The following is a 14,909-nucleotide window of genomic DNA, read 5'->3' on the forward strand; positions in this document are numbered from 1 at the left end:
CTACGGGCAGCCCGTCGCGCCGAACGCCATGAACTGCGTCACCTCGCGCTGGTCGAAGTTGTCGTCCGAGCCGATCACCAGCGTGCACTCGCCGCTCGCCAGCCGCGGCCCCCAGGCCAGGCTCTCCAGGTTCTGCACCGGCGGGCGGAACGAGCCCAGGTCGTAGACCAGGCGCTTGGCCACCGGCTGGTACGGGCCGGCCAGATCGTTGCTGGCCAGCACGTTCGTGGCGCCCCGCAGGTCGACCTCGTAGAGCCGCACCCGGTAGCCGACACCCTCGATCCAGGCCCGCTCCAGCGCCAGGTAGCGGGACTCGTCGACGGGCAGGATCTCCGACACCCCGGAATCGGACAGCCCCGTCGCCGGGACCGGCGCCGTCGGCAGCGGATCGAGCGGGTAGGCGTACTGGGCGCGCACGTCGCCCTGGCGGCTCCACACGGTCAGCCGCGCGGGCGCGCCCCGCTCCACCGTCGGCACCTGCCCGTCCTCGTAACGCGGGCCCTCGGTCACGGCGGTGATCGTACGCGCCGAGACGGCCAGCCCCTCGAAGCCGAAGTTACGCCGCGGCCCGCTCTCGGCGTCCGTCAGCCGCAGGTTCGGCGGCACCCGCAACGCGCTCTCGTGCCGCCCCTGAACGCTCATCGTCCGCACCGCCGCGGCTGTGATAGGGATGTCCGGGTTCGCGGTGTCCGGCCGGTCCCCCTCGTCTCCCCACAACAACCGCCCGCTCCACCGGTCGAACCTGATCGACTCGGGATCGGCCGCCTGCGCCTTTCCATAGCCCGGGTACGGCGTCCCGTCGGCCCGGCGCAGCGTCGTGACGCCCGTCAGCCGCACCCCGTTGAACGCCCCCGACTCCCGGTCGATGTCCAGCCGGCCGGTGTAGAAGCGGGCCGGGTTGTAGCGCCACCGGTCGTCGGAGATGAAGTACCACAGGCCGGTGCGCGGGTCCCGGTCGATCCCCGACAGGCCGCCGACGGTGGTCCCCCCGAGCGTCATCTTGTGCGGCACCCGCTGCTCCCCCAGGAACCGGGTGATCCGCACGGGCTCCCGCCGCTCCGCCGCCGCCGATGCCGGTTGGGTGACGCTCACCGACGCCACCGCGAACGCGACGGCAATTTCCATTATTCTTCGCGAACGAGGCATATATTCCCCCGAATTCAAAGGTCCGCCGACCGAACTGACGGGGAAATGAAACCGCGAATCACCGGCGAAGTCCACGCACATATAACCGCACGTCGCAGGCTATAAAGGGCTTGCGGTCGGAATTCACATCGACCCCAGGCCCTTTACAATGTAGATCACGTGTGGGTGGACGCGGCCAAGCCGTCCAGGATGAGCCGCAGGCCGTACGCGAACGCCTCCTCGCTCCGGGGAGCGCCGCCCTCGCGCACGGCCGCGACCGTGAAGGGGAAGTCGGCGTACGCGGCCAGCTCCTGGGCGTCACCGCGGGCCTCGCGTTCGCGCTGGGCCTGCTCGTTCAGCACGAAGCCGACGGTGTAGTGGCTGATGGAGCTGATCGCGTGCAGGCCCTGCGCGGGCGTGAACCCCAGCCCGACCAGCGCCTTCAGCTCCTCCTCGAACACCCGCGCCACGCCGGGACCCGGGTCGCTGGTGGTGACCAGCCGGGCTCCGTCGCGGTGGCTCAGCAACATGCGCCGGTAGGCGTACGCGCGCCGGGTCAGCCAGTCGCGCCACGACTCGCCCTCGCGCGGCCCGCCCATGTCCGGGGCCAGCAGCTCCCGCGACATCTCGTCGAGCAGCTCCTGCTTGTTGCGAAAATGCCAGTAGAGCGCGGGGTTCTGCACGCCCAGGCGGGCGGCGAGGCGGCGCACGGACAACCCGTCCAGCCCCGCCTCGTCGAGCAACTCCAGCGCCGCGCGCACCACCATGTCGCGCGCCAGTCCCTTTTGTGCCATCGCCTGACACCTTAACAGTGCTAAGGGCTGCGGGGCTCGCGGCGCAGGGTCCCGATGACGGCGGTGGCGTCCAGTTCGCCGGACATCTCCGCTCGGGCCACCAGCCCGGCGCGGGCGACGGCCTCGACGGTCGCCGCCGCCTGCCGTTCGCTCGTCTCCACCAGCAGGTGGCCGCCGGGCGCGAGCCAGCCCGGCGCTCCGGCGATCACCCGGCGCACCACGTCGAGCCCGTCGCCACCGCCGTCGAGCGCCAGCAGCGGCTCGTGCAGCCGGGCCTCGGGAGGCAGCAGGCCGACCGACTCCGACGGCACGTACGGCGGGCTGGCGATCACGATGTGCACCCGGCCCCGCAACGAGGCGGGCAGGGGCTCGTACAGGTCGCCCGCATAGACGTGCGCGCCGGGGAGGTTGCGCCGGGCGCAGCGCACGGCGGCGGGGTCGAGGTCGGCGGCGTGCAGTTCGGCCCGCCCGAGCCAGCCGGCCAGCGCCGCGCCCATCGCGCCCGTGCCGCAGCACATGTCGAGCACGACCGGCACCCCGGCGGCCTCACGGGCCAGCGCGACGGCCTGCCGGATGAGGAACTCGGTACGCGGACGGGGCACGAACACCCCGGGTTCGACGGCCACCCGCAGGCCGCAGAACTCCGCCCAGCCCAGGACGTGTTCGAGGGGTTCGCCGGCGACTCGCCGCTCGACCATGGCGGTGATCTCGGCGGACGTGCGCGCGGTGGACACGAGCAGCTCCGCCTCGTCCTCGGCGAACACGCAACCGGCGGCACGGAGCCTCGCGACGATGGCAGGCGTAGGGATAGATGATGAGAAAACCGACATGGGAGCCTTTCGGGATGCCGATGGGCGCTCCCGCGGTCACCTGATCCCGGTGCTGGAAGGGAGCACCCAGCTTGACACAGCGGTAATGGGGCTCACCTCCCTAGGACGATCTGTCGAGTCACAGTACCAGAGGGACTTTCACATCCTGCGAGCGGCCGGGATGTCCCCGTGCAGGTGCAGCCCGGCGCCCGGGCTCGTGTCGATGGTGAGGGCGCCGCCGATGGCGCCGAGGCGGTCGTACATGTTCGTGATCCCGTGCCCGGCCGGACCGGGCCCTGGCGCCTGAGGCCCCTGCCACCCGGGCGGACGGCGGTCCCGCCCGGGTGGCAGGCGTCTGCGCCGGCGTCCTCAGGCGGACTTCTCGCGGGGCTCCATGTCGCGATGATCACGCGGCACCAGGGTCGGGTTGACGTTGTCGAGCACCGTGTCGCGGGTGATCACGACGCGGGCCACGTCGTCCCGGCTCGGCACCTCATACATCACGTTGAGCAGCACCTCTTCGAGGATCGCCCGGGTGGCCCTGGCGCCGGTGCGGCGCAGCAGCGCCTGCTCGGCGACGGCCGACACGGCGTCCTCGTCGAACTCCAGCTCCACCCCGTCCAGCTCGAACAACCTCCGGTACTGCTTGATCAGCGCGTTGCGCGGCTCGGTGAGCATCCGCATCAGCGCCGTACGGTCCAGCGGCCGCAGCGCCGTCACCACAGGGAGCCTGCCGACCAGCTCGGGGATCAGCCCGTACGTCAGCAGATCCTGCGGCATGACCTGGGACAGGAGGTCGTCGTCGCCGGCCCGCGGCACGGCGCCGAACCCGGCGCCTCCGCGGACGGCCCGGCGCTCGATGATCTCCTCCAGGCCCGCGAACGCGCCGCCCGCGATGAACAGCACATTGGTCGTGTCGATCTGGACGAGGTCCTGGTGCGGATGTTTCCTGCCGCCCTGCGGCGGCACGCCGGCGACCGTGCCCTCCAGGATCTTCAGCAGCGCCTGCTGGACCCCCTCGCCTGAGACGTCGCGGGTGATCGACGGGTTCTCGCTCTTGCGGGCGATCTTGTCGATCTCGTCGATGTAGACGATGCCGGTCTCGGCCTTCCCGACGTCGAAGCCGGCCGCCTGGATGAGCTTGAGCAACATGTTCTCGACGTCGTCGCCGACGTAGCCGGCCTCGGTGAGCGCGGTGGCGTCGGCGATGGCGAACGGCACGTCGAGCATCCGCGCCAGCGTCTGCACCAGGTACGTCTTGCCGCTGCCCGTGGGGCCGACCAGCAGGATGTTCGACTTGCCCAGCTCGACGGACTCGTCCTTGGCCGGCCGTACCCGCTTGTAGTGGTTGTAGACCGCGACCGACAGCGCCTTCTTGGCCTGTTCCTGGCCGATCACGTACTGATCGAGGAACGCGCAGATCTCGCGCGGCGTGGGCAGCTCGAGAGCCTCGCCGGCCTCGAGCTCTTCCGCGATGAGCTCCGTGCAGAGCCCCACGCACTCGTCGCAGATGTAGACGGACGGCGGGCCCGCGATGAGCTTGCGCACCTCTTTCTGGCTCTTCCCGCAGAACGAGCAGAGCAGCAGGTCCCCACCCTTGCCGATGCGCGCCACCGGGGCCTCAGCCGGCCGGTCGCAGGGTCATGGGCAGGGACGTCAGGCGCCACGTACCCGGGTCGGGGGTCTGCCGGGACTCCCCCGCGAGCGCCAGGCCGGGGAAGCGGCGCAGCAGGCCGCCGAGCGCGAGGCCGGTCTGCACGCGGGCCAGCGAGGCGCCGACGCAGAAGTGCGGCCCGTGCGCGAACCCGAGGTGCCCCGCCGGCTCCCGCCCGAGGTCGAGCCTGTCCGGCTCCTCGAACACCCGCGGGTCCCGGTTGGCGGAGGCGATCGAGGCGGTGACCGGCTCCCCCTTGGGGATGAGCACGCCGCCGATCTCGACGTCCTCCCTGGTGAAGCGGGGGATGGTCAGCAGTTGCGGCCCGCACCAGCGCATCAGCTCCGCCACGGCGCGCGGCATGAGCTCCGGGTCGGCGCGCAGCGCGGCGAGCTGCGCGGGGTGGGAGAGCAGGGCGTGCACGGCGTTGGCGATGAGATTCGTGGGCGTCTGGCCGGCCAGCACGAGCTGCCAGATCATGGTGACCAGCTCGACCTCGTCCAGCCGGTCGCCGTCCTCCTCCATGACGCGGGCGAGGTCGGAGATGAGGTCGTCGCCCGGCTCGGCCACGCCCCTGGCGACCGCCACCTTGGCGCCCTCCAGGATCCCCGGGATGGCCTGCGCGAACTTCTCCCCGTGCCCGCCCGCGACGGCGGCCCCGAACTCGCGCCAGCGGGGGCGGTCGGCGGCCGGGATGCCGACCAGCTCGCAGATCACCTCGATCGGCAGCGGCCGGGCGAAGTGCGCCAGCAGGTCCACGGCGGTTTGCCCGTCCAGCTCGTCGAGCAGGCCGTCCACGATCCGCTCGATCCGCGGCCCGAACTCGGCGGCCTTGCGCGGCGTGAACGCGGGCGCCACCAGCCTGCGCAGCCGCGCGTGCTCGGGGCCGTTCATCTCGGACATGGTGCGCATGTAGGGCAGGCAGTGCTCCGGCACGTCGGGCCGCATGAAGCTGCCCGCGTTGATCTCGAGGCGCGGGTCGGTCAGCATCGCCCTGGCCTCCTCGTGCCGCATCACGGCCCAGAACGCGTACCCGGGCGCCAGCAGCCGGGCCACCGGCGACTGCTCCCTGGCCCGCGCGTACGCGGTGAACGGGTCCTGCAGCACCGCGAGGTCGGTCAGGTCGATCTCAGGCACGTCGGTCATCGCCACTCCAGATTTCGAATGATCCCATCATCTGAATGTTCACGGTATCTTGGCCCGGGAGCGAACGGCAACGAGGAGGACGATGGTCCGGCTCACCAGAGCGGAGGCTCAGGAGCGAAATCGCGCGAAAGTGCTGGCCGCGGCCAGGGAGGAGTTCGCTGAGCGCGGATTCCGGGACGCGAAGATCGACCACATCGCCGACCGCGCCGACCTCACGCGCGGCGCGGTCTACTCCAACTTCCCCGGCAAGCGGGCGCTCTATTTCGCCGTCCTGGCCGAGCTGGCCGAGCGCGCTCCCGTGGCCGAGCAGCCGGAGCCCGCGCTCACCGTGCGCGAGGCGCTCGCCGGGGTGGCCCGCACGTGGGTGACCCGGCTGCCGCTGGCCACCGACGACGAGCACGGCCCGACCAGGCTGGGCATGGACCTGATGCCCGAGATCCTCGCCGACGAGGTCACGCGACGGCCGTTCGCGCAGCTCATGAAGCTGAACGCGGTGCTGCTCGGGCTCGCCATGGAGCGGCTGCGCCCGCCCCGGGAGCCGGACGGGCGCCTGGTTCGGCTGGCCGAGGCCGTCCTGACCGTCCTGCAGGGGGCCGGGCAGCTGTCGGCGGCGGCGCCGGGGTTCGTGGAGCCGTTCAACGTCATCCGGGTGTGCGAGCAGCTCGCCGACCTGGACCTGGGCGACCGGTGGGCGGTGGCGCCGATGATCCCGGAGGTGCGGGAGATCGACTCGCCGTGGTCGCCGCCGTCCTCTTCTCTGGACGCGATCACGGGCGAGCGGGTGCGCCTGTCCGGCGACGGGGTGGTGGCGGTGCTGGGGTTGCACCGGCTGTCCGCCGCCGAGGAGGCCGTACGCGCGGCGCCGCCGGGTGCCGAGGTCACCGCCGTCGTCGTCACCAGCGCGCCCCAGGAGCTGCTGCCGCTGGCCCGGCTGGTGATCGCCGAGCTGTGCACGTGCCTGCGCCAGACGTTCCCGCGCCCGGCGTGGCCGCGGCTGCGGATGGTGTACGACGAGTCGGGCGAGCTGGCGGCGGCGGCCGGAGTGGCGGAGGCCGGGGACGGCACCGAGACCGCGATCCGGGTCCGGTCGGGCCGCGTCGTCCTGCGCGCCGGCGGCTTCGGCGCCTGTAACGCCGCCGCGTCCTACCGCTACTGACCGGCCTCGGCCCATCCACGCGGACGAGCGGATCGATCCGGTTCGCCGCTCGATGGAACCGCTGAGCGGGGAAGCGCTGTCCAAGTGATGGGCGACGTTCACGCCGGCGCCCGACCGCCTGTCGGTGGCCTATCAGGCGACCGTGGTGTTGCTGGAGAGCCGGCTGACGCCGCAGACGGCCCTTCCCGTCCGCTGGCGCGTGCTGGACGTCGCCCCCCACCAAATCCCCGCTGCGCTCCCCCGAACCCTGAAGGTCAGAGGGTCGCCGGGAGCACCGGGCGGCCCCGCACGCCGGGGTCGGCCGCGAAGACGGCGCCCGCGTCCGGCTGCTCGGCGCGGTCCACGTCGAGGGCCGAAGTGGTGATGAACAACCGGTCGAGCTCCTCTCCCCCGAACGTCACCGCCGTGACCTTCCGCACCGGCAGGTCGATCACGGCGTCCAGCCGCCCTTCCGGGGTGTACCTGTGCACGGCCCAGCCCTGCCACAACGCCACCCAGACCCCGCCATCGGCGTCCACCGTCAGCCCGTCGGGAGCCCCGCGCTCGGGGTCGACCACCGCGAACGGCCGCCGCCCCGTGAGCCCGCCCTCCGGGTCGTAGTCGAACACGTCGACGCGCCCGGTCGCGGTGTCGGCGTAGTAGGCCAGGGCGCCGTCCGGGCTGAAGTCGAACCCGTTGGAGATCGTCACCCCCGGCACCACCACGCGCAGCCGGCCGTCGGGTTCGGCCACGTACAGCGACCCGCGCCCGGGGCTCGCGTCGTAGGCCATGCTGCCGATGTAGAAGCGGCCGCCGGGGTCGCAGCCGCCCTCGTTCATCCGGATCGCGGGGTCGGTCCACGCCTCGCCGAGGGAACGCAGGGGGGCGTCCAGGTCGTCGGAGTCGGACAGCAGCAGCTCGCGTTCGGAGGCGACCACGTAACCACCGGACACGCGCGGGCGCACGACGGCGGCCACCGGACCCACATGGCGGCGGCGTACCCGGCCTTGGGGGTCGAGCGCCAGCACGTCCCCGGCCAGCATGTCGACCCACCGCAACCCGCCCCAGCGCCCGGACCACACGGGCCCCTCTCCGTGCTCGGCGACGGGGTCGGTCACGGTGTACGGGGTGATGGTCATACCGGGTCTCCTTAGCGGTCACGCTGGTGTGATCTCCGACCCTATTGACATTCCCGCCGCCCTTGAAGGCGCTCTCCGGCCATCGCACCGATCCTCGGCGAGCGTCCGCCCGCGGCATCCCGGTGAACGGCGTCAGCGGCGGCGCGGGGTGCGGCTGGCGCGGCCCGGTCTGCTCCGGGCGTCCGGTCCCGGCGCGGTGCGGGGGTCCGCCCAGTGGGCCGGGTGGGTGAGTGAGGCCGGGAGGAGGGTGGCGGCGTCGCCCTTGGCGGCGTTGAGCTGGGCCTGGGTGAGGAAGAAGGCGCCGGTGAGGTCGGCCCCGGCCAGGTCGGCGCCTCTGAGGTCGGCCCCGATCAGGTCGGCCTGCCGCAGGTCCGCACCCCGCAGATCGGCGCCGATCAAGTAGGCCCCGCGAAGGTTGGCCGCGCGCAGGCCGGCTCCCTTGAGCTTGGCGCCGATCAGGTCCGCTCCCCTGCGGTCCTTGCCCTCGCGCCCGGCCCTGACCAGCTCACTCGTACGGAGCAGCAGGGCGTTGACGTCGGCCCGGTGTGCCGCCACGTCCAGTTTCTCCAGCACGTGGGCGCCCTCCCTGGTGAGCCGCTCCGTCTCCTCGAGGGTGTGCCGGAGCTCGGGGTGGATCGGCGTGGCGGGCTCCAGGGTCAGCGCCTCGGCCAGGTACCACAGCAGTTCGTGCAGCTGCCGCATGACCGGGAACACCGCGTACATCTGCCTGGCCGTCCCCGGAGCCTCCCGCCAGCTCCTGGCCTCGAACGTGACCTGCGAGACCTTCTGCCCCGCCCCGAAACAGTCGTACACGGTGCAGCCGGGGAAGCCGCGCTGCCTGAGCTGCTGGTGGATGGAGCAGCGGAAGTCGTCGCGCAGGTTGTGGCAGGGCTGCCCGGCGTCCTTGTCCGTGGCGAAGTCGGCCGAGGCCGAGAACGGCAGCGCGACGCAGCACAGCCCGAAGCAGCTCTCGCAGTCGGCCAGCAGGCCGAGCTCGCGCGGGTTCGTTCCGGGCAACGTGCTGGTCTCCTCTCAGGTGGTGGATATCAAAGGGTACTCAAGCATGGACGTACGGCGTCGTCGTGGTGAGCGGCTCGAACCCCAGCCGCAGCAGGATCGGCCGGCTCTGGCTGGAGGCGTCGACCTGCAGGTAGTCGTAGCCGCGCGCGGCGGCCTCGCGGGCCCGGTAGGCGACCAGCGCGCGGTAGACGCCCCGCCCGCGCCATTCCGGTACGGTGCCGCCGCCCCACAGGCTCGCGAACCGGGTGCCCGGGTGCAGGTCCATCCGGGCGCCGCTGATCGGCACGTCGCCGGCCATGGCCACGACGGCGATCACGGTGCCGGCGGCGAGCTGGTCGAGCAGGCGTTCCCTGATGTGGTCGCGGGTGGTCCCGAAGGCACGGTCGTGAACGCCGGCCACCAACTCCACCCCGTCCCGGTCGGTCACCGGCACCAGCCGGACGCCCTCCGGCACCTCGACGGCGGACGGGTCACCGCCTTCCCGGCCAACCTCGGCGACCATGAGGGTTTCCTCAGGTTCGGGGGTGAAGCCGGCGGCCAGGAGGCGGCGGTCGAGGTCGGCGGGCCGGTCGTGGGCGTACAGCTTCCACTCGAACGCCCGCCCCCCGAAGTAGCGCACCTGCTCCGCGATCGCCGCGTCGGCGTTCCCGGGGCCGAGGTCCGACCAGATGACGCCGTTCCAGCCGTGCTCGGGGCCGACCTGCCGCGCCACGTCACCCGCCCGCTCGACCCTGATCCCGGGTCCGTCCGGCCGGGCCTCCCGCCGCATCTGCCGGTCGAACACGGCCAGCACCTCGTCACGATCCATCCGGCCACCTCAGCATCAACGCCCCTCCCCCGGCAACCGAATTCAGCCGCCGAAGCGCCGCTGCCGGGCGGCGAAGCTGCGGAGCGCGCGCAGGAAGTCGATCTCGCGGAAGGCCGGCCAGTACGCCTCGCAGAAGTACAACTCCGAGTAGGCCGACTGCCACAACAGGAAGTTCGACATGCGCTGCTCACCACTGGTACGGATCACCAGGTCGGGGTCGGGCTGCCCGGCCGTGTACAGGTGGCGGGCCACGTCGTCCACGGTCAGGGTCGAGGCCAGCTCCAGCATCGACTCCCCGGCCTCGGCCCGCTCGTACAGCAGCTCCCGCAGGGCGTCGATCACTTCCTGGCGGCCCCCGTACCCGATGGCGAGCGTCAGGTTGAAGCCGGTGTCGCACGTGCGGGTGGCCTCGACGGCGCTCTTGAGGACGCGGGCCGTGGTGTCGGGCAGCATATCGAGCAGGCCCGCCACGTGCACCCGCCACCGCGCGTCGGGCCGGTCGAGCCGGTCGGTGACCATCCGCTCGATCACCCGCAGCAGGAAGGCCACCTCCTCGTCCCCGCGCCGTTGCAGGTTCTCCGTCGAGCACAGGAACACAGTCAGGTGCTCGATGCCCAGCCCCTCGCACCACGACAACACGTCGGCGATGTGCTCGGCGCCGTACTTGTGGCCGATGCTCGGGTTGGCCAGGCCCATCTGCCTGGCCCAGCGCCGGTTGCCGTCTATGATCAGGCCGACGTGGCGGGGCAGCGGGCCCGCCGTAGCCTGACGGCGCAGGCGCCGGGCGTACAGGGCGTGAAGGAGATCAGTCGTCCGCATCCTCCAAGGATGGCGTGTCCGCGGATCCGGAATCTGATCTTTCCTCATTTCCGCGTCCGAGATGAGTGAGCTTGTCGGGGTTGGTGACGGTGTAGATGCCGGCGATCCGCTCGCCGTCCGGGGTCAGGTCCAGCACCATCATGCCGAACGGCGCGTCGCCGTCGAACAGCACCGCCGACGGGTCGCCGTTCACCTCGCGGTAGTGGACGTCCAGACCGGACGGTACGCGGCCGGACCCCCGGGACAGCAGCCTGGCCACCTTGTCACGGCCGTGGATGGGACGCAGGCCCGGCGCGGGAGCCTTGCCACCGCCGTCGGACCACAGGGTCACGTCCGGCGCCAGCAGCCCCAGCAGGCCCTGGAGGTCGCCGCCGAACACGGCCGACAGGAACTGCTCGGTGACCTTGCGCCGCAACCCCGGGTCGACGTCGTAGCGGGGGCGGCGGGCGTGGACGTGTTCGCGGGCGCGGTGGGCGAGCTGGCGCACGGCCGCCGGCGTGCGGTCGAGGATCTTGCCGATCTCGGTGTGGGCGTAGCCGAAGACCTCGTTCAGCAGGAAGACGACGCGTTCGAGCGGGGTGAGCGTCTGCAGCACCACGAGCAGCGCCATCGACACCGACTCCGCGCGAACGGCCGGATCGGCGGCGTCCTCCTGCCCGGTGGCGACGGGCTCGGGCAACCAGGGGCCGACGTAGTCCTCGCGCCTCTTGCTGATGCTCGCCTGGCGGGCCAGCGCCCGGTTGACCGCGATCCGCACCAGGTAGGCACGCGGGTTCTCGATCTGCTCCAGATCTCTGGAGGCCCACGACAGCCACGTCTCCTGCAGCACGTCCTCGGTGTCGGCGACGCTGCCCAGCATGTTGTAGACGATGGAGAACAGCAGCTCGCGGTGGTCGATGAAGACCTGCGTGGCCGACCTCTCTGGCATCGCGGCATTCCCCCTGGCACGGTCGTGGCTTGTCACCTACTGTGAGCCCGCCCCCACCCGAAGTGTGACGCCGCGGCCGCGAATGTGACGGGTGTCTCAATGGGTTTCAGTCGGTACGCGGCCGGCCGTCGCCCCATTCGGCGTCCCTGGCCAGGCGGTAGAGCTCGCCCTGCCGCTTGGAGACGATCACGTCGCGGACCCCGTTCTCGGCGGTGCACAGGCGCAGGGACACCAGGCCCTTGCGCTGGTGCGGATGGCGCAGGATCCGGGAGGTGACGCGGGGGGCCGGCGCGGCCGTTCCAGGCCCTGTCGGAGCGCTACCGCGTGATCCGCCGCTCACGACTCCGACGGGGACCAGACGCGGCCGGTCTGCGATGTGTGTTCGGCCAGGATCCCGCCGATGGCCGACGCCAGCACATCCCTGTGCTCCTGGGGCAACTCCCCCGCCAACGCCTCCAGGCGCTCGGTGACCCCGTTGTGCGCGCGTACCGCGATGCGCGCACCGTCGCACGTCAGCTCGATCCGGCAGGCCCGCCGATCACGGGAGTCGCGCGTGCGGACCACCAGGCCACGCTTCTCGGCCCGATCCACGAGCCCGGTCAGGCTCGACTTCTCCAGGTGCAGCGAACGGGTCAGCTCCGACATCCCGACCGACCCGCCCACGAGCAGGCACAACAACTGCGCCTGCTGCGGCGTCAGGTCGTGCTCCCGGCTGACCTCCCCGAACACCTGCTGCACCAGATGCGCCAGGCGTACGAGCGCGTCGGTGAACTGCAGGACCGGCTCTTTCGTCATCACCACGCGACACAGTCTAGTTGACAATCGTTCGCGACACGAACTAATTTTCTTCATATAACCAACTGTTCGCACTGCAAACTAACGGCCCGCGGCACAGCGCAACCCAAGGAGCCACTCATGCCCGACTACGGCCACGACCTGCTCTTCAGCGCCAACCTCGTGCCGTCCACGCAACACGCCGACGCCGTCGTGGCCCTCGCCCAGCTCGCCGAACGCGCCGGACTCGACCTCGTCACCTTCCAGGACCACCCCTACCAGCCGACGCTCCTCGACACCTGGACCCTGCTCAGCTACGTCGCGGCCAGTACGGAGACGATCCGGCTGGCGGGCAACGTCCACCCGCTGCCGCTGCGGCCCCCGGCCATGCTCGCCAAGGCCGCCGCCAGCCTCGACATCCTCAGCCACGGCCGTTTCGAGCTCGCCCTCGGCACCGGCGGGTACTGGGACGCCATCGCCTCCATGGGCGCCCCGCACCTCACCCCACGCCAGGCCGTGGACGCGCTGGAGGAAGGCGTCGCGATCATCCGCGCGGCCTGGGACGCCGACGCCCCAGGCGGCATCCATCACCAAGGCGAGCACTACCAGGTCAACGGTGCCGAACGCGGCCCGCGACCCGCCCACGACATCGGCATCTGGCTCGGCGCGTACAAGCCTCGCATGCTCCGCCTCACCGGCCGCCTCGCGGACGGCTGGCTCCCCTCCCTCCCCCGTTACCGGAGCACCGACGAGATCGCCGAAGGCAACGCCATCATCGACGAGGCCGCCGCCGAAGCGGGCCGCTCGCCCCGCGACATCCGCCGCCTCCTCAACCTCGGCCAGGAACTTCCCACCGACCAGCTCGCCGAACTCGCCCTCACGCACGGCATCAGCGTCTTCACGCTCATGGTGAACGACCCCCACCGCATCCAGCGCTTCGCCACGGAAACCGCCCCAGAGGTACGCGAACTCGTCGCCGCCGAACGCGCGTCCACCACCCCCGAACCCACCGACCGCGTGTCCACCGCCACGGAGCACGCCGCCCCGAAGACCACAACCGGCCGGCAGACCGCCCAGCCAGGCACCTCACCAGCCTCCACCCCGAAGCCCGGCACGCGGGGCGCCGAGTTGGCCGCCACGCCGACCCCCTACGACGGCGTACGACTGACGGACATCCGAGTGTGGGACGACAGCACCCGCCCCACCGGTCCCCGCCCCGACCCCGGCAGGCGTTACACCCCCAGGGAGCAGGCCAACGGCCAGCACCTCATCGACGTCCACGACCACCTGCGCAGCGAACTCGCCCAGCTGCGCGACCTCGTCGACCAGGTAGCCGCCGGAACGATCGACGCGAGCACCGCCCGCTCCCACATCAACACCATGACCATGCGCCAGAACAACTGGACCCTCGGCGCCTACTGCGAGTCCTACTGCCGCCTCGTCACCATGCACCACTCCGCCGAGGACGCCCTCGTCTTCCCCCAGCTACGCCGCACGGACCCCCGCCTCGCACCCGTGCTCGACCGTCTCAAAGAAGAACATCAAGCCATCCACAAAGTCATCGAACGAGTCGACCGCGCCCTCGTCGCCTTCGTCACGGATCCAGGCGGCCTCGACGACCTGCGCACCACCGTAGACCTGCTCACCGACAGTTTGTTGTCCCACCTGTCGTACGAGGAACACGAGCTCGTCGAACCCCTGGCCAGGCATGGCCTCTAGCTGCCTCGCGCCGACCGGCGACATCGCAATGACACCCGGCCCGGCGCCTTTACAATGTAGATTCATGCTGAAATGTAGGCATGGAAACGCTGGCGGATCTTCTCACCGGGGTTGAGCGCGGACGGATGCCCGAGGCGGACGGCAGCGTGACGATCCTGCCGCAGCCGTCGCCCCGCGACCTGGGAGTCATCGCCTTCACCGCCCACTCCGTGATCTTCGCCGACGTCGAGCCGGGCTGGATCCGCGATCGGCTCCCGTCCGACGACCTGTCGGCGCCCCTCGGCCCGCCGTTTCTGCTGGCCCTGGCGAACGAGACGGCACGGCGGATCGGCTGCGTCGACATGCTCTGCCTGGCCGAGCCGCTCCAGGGCCCTCCCCCGGTCCCGCTGGAAGAGATCACCGGCAGCGATCACCCGCGGGTGGAGCGGGCCCGCGAGTACCGCGACTCCGTACGTGTGTGGACCGGCCGGGGCGGCCTGCTCACCGTGGGGCGCGGGGTGGCGGGACGGTGGGAGGTCGCGATCGAGGTCGAGCCGGAGCACCGCGGCCATGGGGTGGGCCGGATCCTGGCCGGGTCCGCCCGCCACCTCGTCCAGGAGCCCTTGTGGGCGCAGGTGGCGCCGGGCAACGCGGCCAGCGTACGGGCCTTCCTCGCGGCCGGGTTCCACCCGGTGGGGGCGGAAGTGCTGCTGACTGGATCCAGTCGCTGACCACCGCCGCGCTGGATGGTCAGTACGGCGCGGTTGACCGGACCACCGGCCATGCGGTGACCTGAACGGAACAGCCAAAGGAGGTAACAGGCATGGGCCTCGGAAAGCTCCCGCGTCCTGCGGCCCGGCGGCCGGCTGCTGATCGCCGAGTCCCGCCCGCCGCTGAACCCGCTCGCCCACCGCCTGACCGGGATGCTGACCCCGGCCATGCGGCACGATCCGGAGGAGATGCTGGGCGCCCTGGTGCCGGCCGCCGGGTTCCGGCTGGAGACCGAGGGCAACCTGCGGCCCCTGTTGTTCTATCTCCGGGCCGTTAAACCGTCATAGGG

General features: G+C 71.6%; 16 protein-coding genes. 4 read left to right on the top strand and 12 right to left on the bottom strand.

The window, feature by feature from the left end; translation table 11 throughout:
* The 5 genes from ACFLIM_RS07695 to ACFLIM_RS07715 form a co-directional block, all read right to left on the bottom strand.
* Positions 1-1,125, bottom strand: coding sequence for an esterase-like activity of phytase family protein (locus ACFLIM_RS07695; protein ID WP_393163428.1), 1,125 nt, complete (start codon positions 1,123-1,125; stop codon positions 1-3).
* A gap of 176 nt (positions 1,126-1,301) precedes the next feature.
* Positions 1,302-1,919: a TetR/AcrR family transcriptional regulator C-terminal domain-containing protein gene (locus ACFLIM_RS07700; protein ID WP_393163430.1), complete on the bottom strand. Its 618-nt coding sequence runs from the start codon at positions 1,917-1,919 to the stop codon at positions 1,302-1,304.
* A 20-nt stretch (positions 1,920-1,939) separates the two neighbouring features.
* Entirely contained in the window at positions 1,940-2,749 is an 810-nt protein-coding gene (locus ACFLIM_RS07705; RefSeq protein ID WP_393163433.1) for a putative protein N(5)-glutamine methyltransferase, read from the bottom strand.
* A 348-nt stretch (positions 2,750-3,097) separates the two neighbouring features.
* Positions 3,098-4,342 carry an ATP-dependent Clp protease ATP-binding subunit ClpX gene (gene clpX, locus ACFLIM_RS07710; RefSeq protein WP_393163435.1) on the bottom strand — a complete coding sequence of 415 codons (1,245 nt, stop codon included), beginning with the start codon at positions 4,340-4,342 and terminating at the stop codon, positions 3,098-3,100.
* A 7-nt stretch (positions 4,343-4,349) separates the two neighbouring features.
* Entirely contained in the window at positions 4,350-5,528 is a 1,179-nt protein-coding gene (locus ACFLIM_RS07715; RefSeq protein WP_393163437.1) for a cytochrome P450 family protein, read from the bottom strand.
* Positions 5,529-5,610: 82 nt separating this feature from the next.
* Between ACFLIM_RS07715 and ACFLIM_RS07720 the strand changes: the two genes are divergently transcribed.
* Positions 5,611-6,684, top strand: coding sequence for a TetR/AcrR family transcriptional regulator (locus ACFLIM_RS07720; protein ID WP_393163439.1), 1,074 nt, complete (start codon positions 5,611-5,613; stop codon positions 6,682-6,684).
* A 254-nt stretch (positions 6,685-6,938) separates the two neighbouring features.
* On the opposite strand, the gene ACFLIM_RS07725 is transcribed toward ACFLIM_RS07720, so the two are convergent.
* From ACFLIM_RS07725 to ACFLIM_RS07755, 7 genes are all read right to left on the bottom strand, one after another.
* A complete protein-coding gene (locus ACFLIM_RS07725; protein ID WP_393163441.1) occupies positions 6,939-7,802 on the bottom strand; it encodes an SMP-30/gluconolactonase/LRE family protein in 864 nt (287 codons plus the stop codon).
* A gap of 132 nt (positions 7,803-7,934) precedes the next feature.
* Positions 7,935-8,819, bottom strand: a complete 885-nt coding sequence (locus ACFLIM_RS07730; RefSeq protein WP_393163443.1) for a pentapeptide repeat-containing protein — start codon at positions 8,817-8,819, stop codon at positions 7,935-7,937.
* A 40-nt stretch (positions 8,820-8,859) separates the two neighbouring features.
* Positions 8,860-9,630 carry a GNAT family N-acetyltransferase gene (locus tag ACFLIM_RS07735; RefSeq protein WP_393163445.1) on the bottom strand — a complete coding sequence of 257 codons (771 nt, stop codon included), beginning with the start codon at positions 9,628-9,630 and terminating at the stop codon, positions 8,860-8,862.
* A gap of 42 nt (positions 9,631-9,672) precedes the next feature.
* The gene (gene uppS / locus ACFLIM_RS07740; protein ID WP_393163448.1) at positions 9,673-10,449 is read right to left on the bottom strand and encodes a polyprenyl diphosphate synthase; all 777 of its coding nucleotides are present in this window, start codon (positions 10,447-10,449) and stop codon (positions 9,673-9,675) included.
* Positions 10,436-11,377, bottom strand: coding sequence for an RNA polymerase sigma factor SigJ (gene sigJ / locus ACFLIM_RS07745; protein ID WP_393163450.1), 942 nt, complete (start codon positions 11,375-11,377; stop codon positions 10,436-10,438). Before sigJ ends, uppS begins: the two co-directional genes overlap by 14 nt.
* A gap of 106 nt (positions 11,378-11,483) precedes the next feature.
* Positions 11,484-11,717, bottom strand: a complete 234-nt coding sequence (locus ACFLIM_RS07750) for a small ribosomal subunit Rsm22 family protein (RefSeq protein ID WP_393163452.1) — start codon at positions 11,715-11,717, stop codon at positions 11,484-11,486.
* Positions 11,714-12,172: a MarR family winged helix-turn-helix transcriptional regulator gene (locus ACFLIM_RS07755; protein ID WP_393164039.1), complete on the bottom strand. Its 459-nt coding sequence runs from the start codon at positions 12,170-12,172 to the stop codon at positions 11,714-11,716. Before ACFLIM_RS07755 ends, ACFLIM_RS07750 begins: the two co-directional genes overlap by 4 nt.
* Before the next feature lie 120 nt (positions 12,173-12,292).
* Here ACFLIM_RS07755 and ACFLIM_RS07760 point away from each other — a divergent pair, with 120 nt between their 5' ends.
* The 3 genes from ACFLIM_RS07760 to ACFLIM_RS07770 all read left to right on the top strand — a co-directional run bounded on the left by ACFLIM_RS07760 (position 12,293) and on the right by ACFLIM_RS07770 (position 14,907).
* A complete protein-coding gene (locus tag ACFLIM_RS07760) occupies positions 12,293-13,870 on the top strand; it encodes an LLM class flavin-dependent oxidoreductase (RefSeq protein WP_393163454.1) in 1,578 nt (525 codons plus the stop codon).
* An 80-nt stretch (positions 13,871-13,950) separates the two neighbouring features.
* Positions 13,951-14,580 carry a GNAT family N-acetyltransferase gene (locus ACFLIM_RS07765; protein ID WP_393163456.1) on the top strand — a complete coding sequence of 210 codons (630 nt, stop codon included), beginning with the start codon at positions 13,951-13,953 and terminating at the stop codon, positions 14,578-14,580.
* A gap of 192 nt (positions 14,581-14,772) precedes the next feature.
* On the top strand, positions 14,773-14,907 hold the full coding sequence (locus ACFLIM_RS07770; protein WP_393163458.1) for a hypothetical protein: 135 nt from the start codon (positions 14,773-14,775) through the stop codon (positions 14,905-14,907).
* The last annotated feature ends 2 nt before the right edge of the window (positions 14,908-14,909 follow it).

The organism is Nonomuraea marmarensis (genome assembly GCF_043197025.1).
GTDB classification, from domain to species: Bacteria; Actinomycetota; Actinomycetes; order Streptosporangiales; family Streptosporangiaceae; genus Nonomuraea; species Nonomuraea marmarensis.

Excerpts from the sequence above, each read along its gene's own strand:
- ACFLIM_RS07765 (WP_393163456.1), top strand. The coding sequence starts at position 13,951 with ATGGAAACGCTGGCGGATCTTCTCACCGGGGTTGAGCGCGGACGGATG.
- ACFLIM_RS07695 (WP_393163428.1), bottom strand. The coding sequence starts at position 1,125 with ATGGAAATTGCCGTCGCGTTCGCGGTGGCGTCGGTGAGCGTCACCCAA.
- ACFLIM_RS07700 (WP_393163430.1), bottom strand. The coding sequence starts at position 1,919 with ATGGCACAAAAGGGACTGGCGCGCGACATGGTGGTGCGCGCGGCGCTG.
- ACFLIM_RS07770 (WP_393163458.1), top strand. The coding sequence starts at position 14,773 with ATGCTGACCCCGGCCATGCGGCACGATCCGGAGGAGATGCTGGGCGCC.
- sigJ (WP_393163450.1), bottom strand. The coding sequence starts at position 11,377 with ATGCCAGAGAGGTCGGCCACGCAGGTCTTCATCGACCACCGCGAGCTG.
- ACFLIM_RS07720 (WP_393163439.1), top strand. The coding sequence starts at position 5,611 with ATGGTCCGGCTCACCAGAGCGGAGGCTCAGGAGCGAAATCGCGCGAAA.
- ACFLIM_RS07725 (WP_393163441.1), bottom strand. The coding sequence starts at position 7,802 with ATGACCATCACCCCGTACACCGTGACCGACCCCGTCGCCGAGCACGGA.
- ACFLIM_RS07735 (WP_393163445.1), bottom strand. The coding sequence starts at position 9,630 with ATGGATCGTGACGAGGTGCTGGCCGTGTTCGACCGGCAGATGCGGCGG.
- ACFLIM_RS07755 (WP_393164039.1), bottom strand. The coding sequence starts at position 12,172 with ATGACGAAAGAGCCGGTCCTGCAGTTCACCGACGCGCTCGTACGCCTG.
- ACFLIM_RS07760 (WP_393163454.1), top strand. The coding sequence starts at position 12,293 with ATGCCCGACTACGGCCACGACCTGCTCTTCAGCGCCAACCTCGTGCCG.
- ACFLIM_RS07715 (WP_393163437.1), bottom strand. The coding sequence starts at position 5,528 with ATGACCGACGTGCCTGAGATCGACCTGACCGACCTCGCGGTGCTGCAG.
- ACFLIM_RS07705 (WP_393163433.1), bottom strand. The coding sequence starts at position 2,749 with ATGTCGGTTTTCTCATCATCTATCCCTACGCCTGCCATCGTCGCGAGG.
- uppS (WP_393163448.1), bottom strand. The coding sequence starts at position 10,449 with ATGCGGACGACTGATCTCCTTCACGCCCTGTACGCCCGGCGCCTGCGC.